The following is an 11,921-nucleotide window of genomic DNA, read 5'->3' as shown; positions in this document are numbered from 1 at the left end:
CCATGGCAAAACTGTCCAGCGACGAACTGCTCGACGCTTTCAAGGAAATGACCCTGCTGGAGCTCTCCGACTTCGTCAAGAAGTTCGAGGAGACCTTCGAGGTCACCGCGGCCGCCCCGGTCGCCGTCGCCGCGGCCGGCCCGGCCGGTGGTGGCGCAGCAGCTGAGGCCGCCGAGGAGCAGACCGAGTTCGACGTGATCCTCGAGGCCGCCGGCGACAAGAAGATCGGCGTCATCAAGGTGGTCCGCGAGATCGTGTCCGGCCTGGGCCTCAAGGAGGCCAAGGACCTGGTCGACGGCGCGCCCAAGCCGCTGCTCGAGAAGGTCGCCAAGGAGGCCGCCGACGAGGCCAAGGCCAAGCTCGAGGCCGCCGGCGCCAGCGTCACCGTCAAGTAACTCTGCCGAGCAGACGCAAAAGCCCCCATTTCCGCAAGGATTTGGGGGCTTTTGCGTCTGCTCAGCCTCGGAGCTCCTGCTGCGACCGGTGCACCTGTTCCGCTGAATCGCCAAGAGCGACAAGCAAATTAGTGGTCACCGCGGCCAGCACCGGAACCAGCGCCGAGCCGCTGACGCTCGAGTCGCCGTAGAACCCGGCCAGTTCGAGCATCACGAAGCCGTGGATGAGCGCCCAGAACTGGGCGGCCGTCGCCACCACCGCCGCGTCGTCGTCCGCCGGACAAGCGGTGATCCGGCCGGCCAGTATCGATCGGTGCACGGCGCGCACCACGTGAGCGAAGCTGGGCTCGTGCTGCTCGATCTCGGCGATCGTGAGCGTCAGCACATTGCCGGTCGGCGCATTGATGCCGTGGGCGCTGGTGCTGCCGAACATCAGCCGATACATGTGCGGGCGCTCGATCGCGAACCGCCGGTAGGCGGCGCCGACGGCCATCAGGTCGGCTACCGGGTCGTCCGTCGCAGGCACCGTCAACGCAGCATCGAACTGGCGTAATCCCTCTTGCGCGACCGCGGCGATCAAGTCGCGCATCCCACCGAAATGCGTGTACACCGCCATCGTCGACGTGCCCGCGGCGCCGGCCACTTTCCGGGTCTGCAGTGCGTCGGGCCCGTGCTCGTTGAGCAGTTCCACCGCGGCATGCAGCATCTCGTCCCGGACGCTGCGCTGGGTCGAAGTCATCTCGCAAACAATATTGCCATCTCCTCCCCGGCGGCGTACGGTCTCGATAACGGCGTAATAACGATGTTATAGGAGCTCAGACATGACGGCCATGCAGACGACCAAAGCCGGGAACCCGTATCTCAGCGGGTTCCTGGCCCCAGTAAGCGCCGAAATGACCGTGACCGACCTCGAGGTCACCGGGCACATCCCCGAGCACCTGACCGGACGGTATCTACGTAACGGGCCCAATCCCGTCGCCGAGGTCAACCCGGCTGTCTACCACTGGTTCAGTGGCGACGCGATGGTGCACGGCGTCGCGCTGCGCGACGGGAAGGCCGCCTGGTACCGCAACCGCTGGGTGCGGACACCTGCCGTATGCGCCGCGCTGGGCGAGCCGGCGCCCACGGGACTGGACCCGCGGGCCGGAATGTTGTCGGTGGGTCCCAACACCAACGCGCTGAGCCACGCGGGCAAGACGCTGGCGCTCGTCGAAGGCGGCGGGGCCAACTACGAGCTGACCGACGAACTGGACACGGTAGCGCCGTGCGACTTCGACGGAACCGTGTTCGGCGGCTACACCGCTCATCCGCACCGCGACCCCGCGACGGGCGAACTGCACGCGCTGTCCTATGCCTTCACCCGCGGGCGCACCGTGCAGTACTCGGTGATCGACACCGACGGTCGGGCCCGTCGCACGGTGGACATCGAGGTCAGCGGGTCGCCGATGATGCACGACTTCTCCCTGACCGACAAGTACGTCGTCATCTACGACCTACCCGTGACGTTCGATGCCGCGCAGGTGATGCCCACCAACGTGCCGCGCACGCTCAGTGCGCCGGCTCGGCTGGTGGTGCAGTCGCTGCTGGGACGGGTTCGGGTGCCCAACCCGATCGCCGCGATGCTCAACCGGAACCGGCAGCCCATGCACAAGATGCCGTATCGCTGGAACGCCGATTATCCGGCGCGCATCGGCGTCCTCCCGCGGGAAGGCGGCGCCAAAGACGTCCGGTGGTTCGACATCGAGCCGTGCTACGTGTTCCATCCGCTCAATGCCTACAGCCAGGATCGTGACGGCACCGAGCTGCTGATCCTGGACGTGGTGCGCTACTCGCGGATGTTCGACCACGACCTGCGTGGCCCCGGGGACAGCAAACCTACCCTGGATCGCTGGACGATCAACCTGGCCACTGGCGCGGTGAGCAGCGAGTGCCGCGACGACCGTCCCCAGGAGTTCCCCCGGATCAACGAGACCGTGCTGGGCGGCCGGCACCGGTTCGGCTACACCCTCGGCGTCGACGGCGGCTACCTCGCCGGCGGCGCGTACGAGATGTCGACACAGGTCTACAAGCACGACTACGCGACCGGCTCCAGCCAAACAGCCCCGTTGGACCCGGACGTTCTGATCGGCGAGATGTCATTCGTGCCGAACCCGTCGGCCACCACCGAAGACGACGGAATCCTGATGGGTCTGGGCAGCCGGCGCGACCGCGACGCGGGCCTGCTGCTGTTGCTCGACGCCCAGACTCTCGAGACGATGGCCACCGTAGAGCTGCCGCAACGGGTTCCGATGGGCTTCCACGGAAACTGGGCGCCCTCGGAGTGATCCAGCCTCACGGATTGTTATCGATACAACCCTGATGTGCGGCCCCAGGCGTGCGCTACAGTGACTCAAGCCACACGGGGCTGGTGGCTGAAACGCGCGTCGACGGAAGGGTTTCCCATGGGTGTCGCGATCGAGGTAAACGGGCTCACCAAGTCCTTCGGATCCTCGAGGATCTGGGAAGACGTCACGCTCACGGTCCCGGCCGGCGAGGTCAGCGTGCTGCTGGGCCCGTCGGGTACCGGCAAGTCGGTATTCCTGAAGTCCCTCATCGGCCTGCTGCGCCCGGAACGGGGTTCTATCCTCATCGACGGCACCGACATCATCGAGTGCTCGGCGAAGGAACTCTACGAAATCCGCACCCTGTTCGGCGTGCTCTTCCAGGACGGCGCGCTGTTCGGTTCGATGAACCTCTTCGACAACACCGCCTTCCCGTTGCGCGAGCACACCAAGAAGAAGGAAAAAGAGATCCGCGACATCGTCATGGAGAAGCTGACGATGGTGGGTCTCGGCGGCGACGAGAAGAAGTTCCCCGGTGAGATCTCCGGTGGTATGCGCAAGCGTGCCGGCCTGGCCCGAGCCCTGGTGCTCGACCCCCAGATCATTCTCTGCGACGAGCCCGACTCGGGTCTGGACCCGGTCCGTACCGCCTACCTCAGCCAGCTGATCATGGACATCAACGCCCAGATCGACGCGACGATCCTGATCGTGACGCACAACATCAACATCGCCCGCACCGTGCCGGACAACATGGGCATGTTGTTCCGCAAGCACCTGGTCATGTTCGGCCCCCGCGAAGTGCTGCTGACCAGCGACGAGCCGGTGGTCCGTCAGTTCCTCAACGGTCGGCGCATCGGGCCGATCGGTATGTCCGAGGAGAAGGACGAGGCCACCATGGCCGAAGAGCAGGCGGCTCTGGATGCCGGCCAGCACGCCGGTGGTGTCGAGGACATCGAGGGCGTGCCGCCGCAGATCCAGGCCTCGCCCGGCATGCCGGAGCGCAAGGGGGTCGCGCGTCGTCAGGCGCGGGTGCGCGCCATGCTGCACACGTTGCCCAAGAACGCCCAGGAGGCGATCCTGGACGACCTCGAGGGCACCCACAAGTACTCCTCGCACGACTACTGAGTCGCCCGGTCTGCGCACCCGGGATCTGGATTCTGCTTGGCGGGATTCTGGCGTGCCGTTGTGCGCCCACAAACGCTCGCCAAACCCCTGACCAGCGGTCCTCGACGTAATTTTCCCGGTAACTTTGCACAACTTGCCGCGCCCACCTCTTGACGCACAGGCCTAAACGGGTCAATCTGTTGGGCAGCATGTGTTCGCGGGAACCTCGAGGTGCCAGCCAGCGCCGTATCCACGGACTGTTACTTGTCGTGGGTATTTGAGGAATGTTCCGTCGTGCGCTACTGTTGGACGTTGCGCTGGCTACTTCCTGCCCACCTCACCATCGCCTCTTGGCCGCTGAAGACACTGTGGTCTTAGCCTGAGCCCTCTCTGCGGCTCAGCTACTTAGTTGCGTGCGTGAGATCCGGACAGTTCGTCCGCCAGCCGAACCGACAATTATCTGCGGCGAACAGGCCTGGTAGGCACCCGTCCTCCCTGGGAAACTCGTCGTCGCACGAGGTGCTGGAAGGACGCATCTTGGCTGATTTCCGCCAGAGCAACGTAAATCCCTCTCAGAGTTCTTCGAACAGCTCCGTACCCGGAGCGCCCAACCGGGTGTCGTTCGCCAAGCTGCGCGAACCGCTCGAGGTTCCGGGGTTGCTCGATGTGCAGACCGATTCGTTCGAGTGGTTGATCGGCTCGCAGCGCTGGCGTGAGTCAGCCGCGAAGCGCGGCGAAGTCAACCAGATGGGCGGGCTCGAGGAGGTTCTCTACGAGCTGTCGCCGATCGAGGACTTCTCCGGGTCGATGTCGCTGTCTTTCTCCGACCCCCGCTTCGACGAGGTCAAGGCGCCGGTCGACGAGTGCAAAGACAAGGACATGACGTACGCGGCGCCGCTGTTCGTCACCGCCGAGTTCATCAACAACAACACCGGTGAGATCAAGAGCCAGACGGTGTTCATGGGCGACTTCCCGATGATGACCGAGAAGGGCACCTTCATCATCAACGGCACCGAGCGTGTCGTGGTCAGCCAGTTGGTGCGTTCGCCGGGTGTGTACTTCGACGAGACCATCGACAAGTCCACCGAGAAGCTGCTGCACAGCGTCAAGGTGATTCCCAGCCGGGGCGCCTGGCTGGAGTTCGACGTCGACAAGCGCGACACCGTCGGTGTCCGCATCGACCGCAAGCGTCGCCAGCCCGTCACCGTGCTGCTCAAGGCGCTGGGCTGGACCAACGAGCAGATCCACGAGCGGTTCGGCTTCTCCGAGATCATGATGGGCACGCTGGAGAAGGACAACACCGCCGGCACCGACGAGGCGCTGCTGGACATCTACCGCAAGCTGCGTCCGGGCGAACCGCCGACCAAGGAGTCCGCGCAGACCCTGCTGGAGAACCTGTTCTTCAAGGAGAAGCGCTACGACCTGGCCCGCGTCGGCCGTTACAAGGTCAACAAGAAGCTCGGCCTGAACGCTGGACAGCCGATCACCAGCTCGACGCTGACCGAGGAAGACGTCGTCGCCACCATCGAGTACCTGGTCCGTCTGCACGAGGGTCAGCACACGATGACCGTGCCCGGCGGCTCCGAGGTGCCGGTGGAGACCGACGACATCGACCACTTCGGCAACCGCCGGTTGCGCACCGTGGGTGAGCTGATCCAGAACCAGATCCGGGTCGGCATGTCCCGGATGGAGCGCGTCGTGCGCGAGCGGATGACCACCCAGGACGTCGAGGCCATCACGCCGCAGACTCTGATCAACATCCGGCCCGTCGTCGCCGCGATCAAGGAGTTCTTCGGCACCAGCCAGCTCTCGCAGTTCATGGACCAGAACAACCCGCTGTCCGGTTTGACGCACAAGAGGCGTCTGTCCGCGCTGGGGCCGGGTGGTCTGTCCCGTGAGCGGGCCGGCCTGGAGGTCCGTGACGTGCACCCGTCGCACTACGGCCGGATGTGCCCGATCGAGACCCCGGAAGGTCCGAACATCGGTCTGATCGGGTCGCTGTCGGTGTACGCGCGGGTCAACCCGTTCGGGTTCATCGAGACGCCCTATCGGAAGGTGGTGGACGGGGTCGTCTCGGATGAGATCCACTACCTGACCGCCGACGAGGAGGACCGCCACGTCGTGGCGCAGGCCAACTCGCCGATCGACGAGAACGGCCGCTTCGTCGAGCCGCGTGTGCTGGTCCGCCGGAAGGCGGGCGAGGTGGAGTACGTGCCGTCGTCCGAGGTGGACTACATGGACGTCTCGCCGCGCCAGATGGTGTCGGTGGCCACGGCCATGATTCCGTTCCTCGAGCACGACGACGCCAACCGTGCCCTGATGGGCGCCAACATGCAGCGCCAGGCGGTTCCGCTGGTGCGTAGCGAGGCGCCGTTGGTGGGCACCGGGATGGAGTTGCGTGCGGCCATCGACGCCGGTGACGTCGTCGTCGCCGACGAGGCCGGTGTCATCGAGGAGGTGTCGGCCGACTACATCACCGTCATGCACGACACCGGCACCCGTCGCACCTACCGGATGCGCAAGTTCGCCCGGTCCAACCACGGCACCTGCGCCAACCAGTCACCGATCGTCGACGCCGGCGACCGGGTGGAAGCCGGACAGGTAATCGCCGACGGGCCGTGCACCGAGAACGGTGAGATGGCCCTGGGCAAGAACCTGCTGGTGGCGGTCATGCCGTGGGAGGGTCACAACTACGAGGACGCCATCATCCTGTCCAACCGCCTCGTCGAAGAGGACGTGCTGACCTCGATCCACATCGAAGAGCACGAGATCGACGCCCGCGACACCAAGCTGGGCGCCGAGGAGATCACCCGGGACATCCCGAACGTCTCCGACGAGGTGCTGGCGGACCTGGACGAGCGCGGCATCGTGCGCATCGGTGCCGAGGTGCGAGACGGCGACATCCTGGTCGGCAAGGTCACTCCCAAGGGTGAGACCGAGCTGACCCCGGAGGAGCGGCTGCTGCGCGCGATCTTCGGCGAGAAGGCCCGCGAGGTCCGCGACACCTCCCTGAAGGTGCCGCACGGCGAGTCCGGCAAGGTCATCGGCATCCGGGTGTTCTCCCGCGAGGACGACGACGAGCTGCCCGCCGGCGTCAACGAGCTGGTCCGGGTCTACGTCGCCCAGAAGCGCAAGATCTCCGACGGCGACAAGCTGGCCGGACGGCACGGCAACAAGGGCGTCATCGGCAAGATCCTGCCGGTCGAGGACATGCCGTTCCTGCCGGACGGCACCCCGGTGGACATCATCCTGAACACGCACGGTGTGCCGCGACGGATGAACATCGGCCAGATCCTGGAAACCCACCTCGGGTGGGTGGCCAAGGCCGGCTGGAACATCGAGGGATCACCGGACTGGGCGGCGAACCTGCCCGAGGACCTGCGGCACGCCCAGCCCAACCAGATCGTCTCGACGCCGGTGTTCGACGGCGCCAAGGAGGAGGAGCTGCAGGGCCTGCTGTCGGCCACGCTGCCCAACCGCGACGGCGAGGTGCTGGTCAACGAGGACGGCAAGGCGGTGTTGTTCGACGGGCGCAGCGGGGAGCCGTTCCCGTACCCGGTGACGGTTGGCTACATGTACATCATGAAGCTGCACCACCTGGTGGACGACAAGATCCACGCGCGTTCCACCGGCCCGTACTCGATGATCACCCAGCAGCCGCTGGGCGGTAAGGCGCAGTTCGGTGGTCAGCGCTTCGGTGAGATGGAGTGCTGGGCCATGCAGGCCTACGGTGCCGCGTACACGCTGCAGGAGCTGTTGACCATCAAGTCCGACGACACCGTCGGCCGGGTCAAGGTCTACGAGGCGATCGTCAAGGGCGAGAACATCCCCGAGCCGGGCATCCCCGAGTCGTTCAAGGTGCTGCTCAAGGAGCTGCAGTCGCTGTGCCTCAACGTCGAGGTGCTGTCCAGTGACGGTGCGGCGATCGAGCTGCGCGAAGGTGAGGACGAGGACCTCGAGCGGGCCGCGGCCAACCTGGGAATCAACTTGTCGCGCAACGAATCTGCCTCTGTCGAGGATCTTGCTTAAGTATCGAGTCACTAAACCCGCAAGGGGAAAGGGAGTTACGTGCTAGACGTCAACTTCTTCGATGAACTCCGTATCGGTCTGGCCACTGCGGAGGACATCCGCCAGTGGTCCTACGGCGAGGTCAAGAAGCCGGAGACCATCAACTACCGCACGCTCAAGCCGGAGAAGGACGGCCTGTTCTGCGAGAAGATCTTCGGACCGACTCGCGACTGGGAGTGCTACTGCGGCAAGTACAAGCGCGTGCGCTTCAAGGGCATCATCTGTGAGCGCTGCGGCGTCGAGGTGACCCGCGCCAAGGTGCGCCGGGAGCGGATGGGCCACATCGAGCTGGCCGCCCCGGTCACCCACATCTGGTACTTCAAGGGCGTCCCGTCGCGTCTGGGCTACCTGCTGGACCTGGCGCCCAAGGACCTCGAGAAGATCATCTACTTCGCCGCCTACGTGATCACCGCGGTCGACGACGAGATGCGGCACAACGAGCTGTCCACGCTCGAAGCCGAGATGGTGGTGGAGCGCAAGGCCGTCGAGGACCAGCGCGACGCCGACCTGGAGGCCCGCGCGCAGAAGCTGGAAGCCGACCTGGCCGAGCTGGAGGCCGAGGGCGCCAAGGCCGACGCCAAGCGCAAGGTGCGCGACGGCGGCGAGCGTGAGATGCGTCAGCTGCGCGACCGTGCCCAGCGCGAGCTGGACCGGCTCGAGGAAATCTGGACCAACTTCACCAAGTTGGCGCCCAAGCAGCTGATCGTGGACGAGAACCTGTACCGCGAGCTGCAGGACCGCTACGGCGAGTACTTCACCGGCGCCATGGGCGCGGAGTCGATCCAGAAGCTGATCGAGAACTTCGACATCGACGCCGAAGCCGAGTCGCTGCGTGACGTGATCCGAAACGGCAAGGGGCAGAAGAAGCTTCGTGCCCTCAAGCGGCTGAAGGTGGTTGCTGCCTTCCAGCAGTCGGGCAACTCGCCGATGGGCATGGTGCTCGACGCCGTCCCGGTCATCCCGCCGGAACTGCGCCCGATGGTGCAGCTCGACGGTGGCCGCTTCGCCACGTCGGACCTCAACGACCTGTACCGCCGCGTGATCAACCGGAACAACCGCCTCAAGCGACTGATCGACCTCGGCGCGCCCGAGATCATCGTCAACAACGAGAAGCGGATGCTGCAGGAGTCCGTCGACGCGCTGTTCGACAACGGCCGTCGCGGCCGTCCGGTCACCGGGCCGGGTAACCGCCCGCTGAAGTCGCTCTCCGATCTGCTCAAGGGCAAGCAGGGCCGGTTCCGGCAGAACCTGCTGGGTAAGCGTGTCGACTACTCGGGCCGTTCGGTCATCGTGGTCGGTCCGCAGCTCAAGCTGCACCAGTGCGGTCTGCCCAAGCTGATGGCACTCGAGCTGTTCAAGCCGTTCGTGATGAAGCGGCTGGTGGACCTCAACCACGCGCAGAACATCAAGAGCGCCAAGCGCATGGTGGAGCGGCAGCGTCCGCAGGTGTGGGACGTCCTCGAAGAGGTCATCGCCGAGCATCCGGTGCTGCTGAACCGCGCACCCACGCTGCACCGGTTGGGCATCCAGGCCTTCGAGCCGATGCTGGTGGAGGGCAAGGCAATTCAGCTGCACCCGTTGGTGTGTGAGGCGTTCAACGCCGACTTCGACGGTGACCAGATGGCCGTGCACCTGCCGCTCTCGGCGGAGGCGCAGGCCGAGGCCCGCATCCTGATGCTGTCGAGCAACAACATCCTGTCGCCGGCCTCCGGCCGTCCGCTGGCCATGCCGCGTCTGGACATGGTGACCGGGTTGTACTACCTGACCACAGAGGTCGAGGGCGACAAGGGCGAGTACCAGCCGGCCTCGGGCGACACCCCGGAGTCGGGCGTGTACTCGTCGCCGGCCGAGGCGATCATGGCTGCCGACCGCGGTGTGCTGTCGGTGCGGGCCAAGATCAAGGTGCGGCTGACCCAGCTGCGTCCGCCGGCCGACATCGAGGCCGAGCGCTTCGGCGCCAACGGCTGGCAGCCGGGGGATGCCTGGGTGGCCGAGACCACGCTGGGCCGGGTGTTGTTCAACGAGCTGCTGCCGCTGGGCTATGCGTTCGTGAACAAGCAGATGCACAAGAAGGTGCAGGCCGCGATCATCAATGACCTGGCCGAGCGCTACCCGATGATCGTGGTCGCGCAGACCGTCGACAAGCTGAAGGACGCCGGTTTCTACTGGGCGACCCGCAGCGGCGTCACGGTCTCGATGGCCGACGTGCTGGTGCCGCCGCGTAAGAAGGAGATCCTCGACCACTACGAGGAGCGCGCGGAGAAGGTCGAAAAGCAGTTCCAGCGCGGCGCTTTGAACCACGACGAGCGCAATGAGGCACTGGTGGAGATCTGGAAGGAAGCCACCGACGAGGTCGGCCAGGCGCTGCGGGAGCACTACCCCAGCGACAACCCAATCATCACCATCGTCGACTCGGGTGCCACGGGTAACTTCACCCAGACCCGGACGCTGGCCGGCATGAAGGGTCTGGTGACCAACCCCAAGGGTGAGTTCATCCCGCGTCCGGTCAAGTCCTCGTTCCGTGAGGGCCTGACCGTGCTGGAGTACTTCATCAACACCCACGGTGCTCGAAAGGGCTTGGCGGACACGGCTTTGCGTACGGCCGACTCCGGCTACCTGACCCGTCGTCTGGTGGACGTCTCCCAGGACGTCATCGTGCGCGAGCACGACTGCCAGACCGAGCGGGGCATCGTCGTCGAACTGGCCGAGCGTCAGCCGGACGGCACCCTGATCCGCGACCCGTACATCGAAACCTCGGCGTACGCACGGACTCTGGGCACCGACGCGGTCGACGAGGCCGGCAACGTCGTCGTCGCCCGCGGTGAGGACCTGGGCGACCCGTCCATCGAGGCGCTGCTGGCCGCGGGTATCACCTCGGTCAAGGTGCGTTCGGTGCTGACCTGCACCACCGGCACCGGCGTCTGTGCCACCTGCTACGGGCGGTCGATGGCGACCGGCAAGCTCGTCGACATCGGCGAGGCGGTCGGCATCGTCGCCGCCCAGTCCATCGGTGAGCCCGGCACGCAGCTGACCATGCGTACCTTCCACCAGGGTGGTGTGGGTGAGGACATCACCGGCGGTCTGCCGCGTGTCCAGGAGCTGTTCGAGGCTCGCATCCCGCGCGGCAAGGCGCCGATCGCCGACGTCACGGGCCGGGTGCGGCTCGAGGACGGGGAGCGCTTCTACAAGATCACCGTCGTTCCCGACGACGGCGGCGAGGAAGTGGTCTACGACAAGCTGTCCAAGCGTCAGCGACTGCGGGTGTTCAAGCACGAGGACGGTTCCGAGCGGGTGCTGTCCGACGGCGACCACGTCGAGGTGGGCCAGCAGCTGATGGAAGGCTCGGCCGACCCGCACGAGGTGCTCCGGGTGCAGGGCCCGCGCGAGGTGCAGATTCACCTGGTCCGCGAGGTCCAGGAGGTCTACCGGGCGCAGGGTGTGTCGATCCACGACAAGCACATCGAGGTGATCGTCCGCCAGATGCTGCGCCGCGTCACCATCATCGACTCGGGCGCGACGGAGTTCCTGCCCGGCTCGCTGATCGACCGTGCGGAGTTCGAGGCGGAGAACCGTCGGGTGGTGGCCGAGGGCGGCGAGCCCGCAGCCGGCCGTCCGGTGCTGATGGGTATCACGAAGGCGTCGCTGGCCACCGACTCGTGGTTGAGTGCGGCGTCGTTCCAGGAGACCACGCGGGTGCTGACCGATGCGGCGATCAACTGCCGCAGTGACAAGCTCAACGGTCTGAAGGAGAACGTGATCATCGGAAAGCTGATCCCGGCCGGTACCGGCATCAACCGGTACCGCAACATCCAGGTGCAGCCGACCGAGGAAGCCCGCGCCGCGGCGTACACCATCCCGTCCTACGAGGACCAGTACTACAGCCCGGACTTCGGTCAGGCCACCGGTGCTGCGGTTCCGCTGGACGACTACGGGTACAGCGACTACCGGTAGCGTTTCCTGCGCGAGCAGACGCAAAAGCCCCCGAAAACCAAGGTTTTCGGGGGCTTTTGCGTCTCTTCGCGCACCAGGTTTG

Annotated in this window: 5 protein-coding genes and 1 pseudogene; 5 read left to right on the top strand and 1 reads right to left on the bottom strand. The window is 65.7% G+C overall.

Annotation, left to right across the window (positions count from 1 at the left end):
* The first annotated feature begins 2 nt into the window (after positions 1–2).
* Entirely contained in the window at positions 3–395 is a 393-nt protein-coding gene (gene rplL / locus AC5Y4D_RS24015; RefSeq protein WP_499944435.1) for a 50S ribosomal protein L7/L12, read from the top strand.
* 48 nt (positions 396–443) lie between these two features.
* On the opposite strand, the pseudogene AC5Y4D_RS24010 reads toward rplL, so the two are convergent.
* Positions 444–1,134, bottom strand: a pseudogene (locus tag AC5Y4D_RS24010) (TetR/AcrR family transcriptional regulator); the annotation flags it as partial.
* 82 nt (positions 1,135–1,216) lie between these two features.
* Between AC5Y4D_RS24010 and AC5Y4D_RS24005 the strand changes: the two are divergent.
* The 4 genes from AC5Y4D_RS24005 to AC5Y4D_RS23990 all read left to right on the top strand — a co-directional run bounded on the left by AC5Y4D_RS24005 (position 1,217) and on the right by AC5Y4D_RS23990 (position 11,839).
* Entirely contained in the window at positions 1,217–2,719 is a 1,503-nt protein-coding gene (locus AC5Y4D_RS24005; protein ID WP_499944385.1) for a carotenoid oxygenase family protein, read from the top strand.
* 117 nt (positions 2,720–2,836) lie between these two features.
* Positions 2,837–3,841, top strand: coding sequence for an ABC transporter ATP-binding protein (locus tag AC5Y4D_RS24000; RefSeq protein WP_499944386.1), 1,005 nt, complete (start codon positions 2,837–2,839; stop codon positions 3,839–3,841).
* Positions 3,842–4,357: 516 nt separating this feature from the next.
* Positions 4,358–7,849 (top strand): DNA-directed RNA polymerase subunit beta, encoded by a 3,492-nt coding sequence (gene rpoB, locus AC5Y4D_RS23995; protein ID WP_499944387.1) that lies wholly within the window; start codon positions 4,358–4,360, stop codon positions 7,847–7,849.
* Between the two features lie 39 nt (positions 7,850–7,888).
* Positions 7,889–11,839 carry a DNA-directed RNA polymerase subunit beta' gene (locus AC5Y4D_RS23990; protein ID WP_499944388.1) on the top strand — a complete coding sequence of 1,317 codons (3,951 nt, stop codon included), beginning with the start codon at positions 7,889–7,891 and terminating at the stop codon, positions 11,837–11,839.
* Positions 11,840–11,921: the final 82 nt, after the last annotated feature.

Source organism: Mycobacterium sp. NGS67 (assembly GCF_059812185.1).
The sequence above is the reverse complement of the archived record's forward strand: the minus strand, read 5'-3'. Positions and strand labels throughout refer to the sequence as shown.

What these genes read in the sequence shown, in the direction of transcription:
- rplL (WP_499944435.1), top strand. Translation starts at nt 3, where the DNA reads ATGGCAAAACTGTCCAGCGACGAACTGCTCGACGCTTTCAAGGAAATG.
- AC5Y4D_RS24000 (WP_499944386.1), top strand. Translation starts at nt 2,837, where the DNA reads ATGGGTGTCGCGATCGAGGTAAACGGGCTCACCAAGTCCTTCGGATCC.
- AC5Y4D_RS24005 (WP_499944385.1), top strand. Translation starts at nt 1,217, where the DNA reads ATGACGGCCATGCAGACGACCAAAGCCGGGAACCCGTATCTCAGCGGG.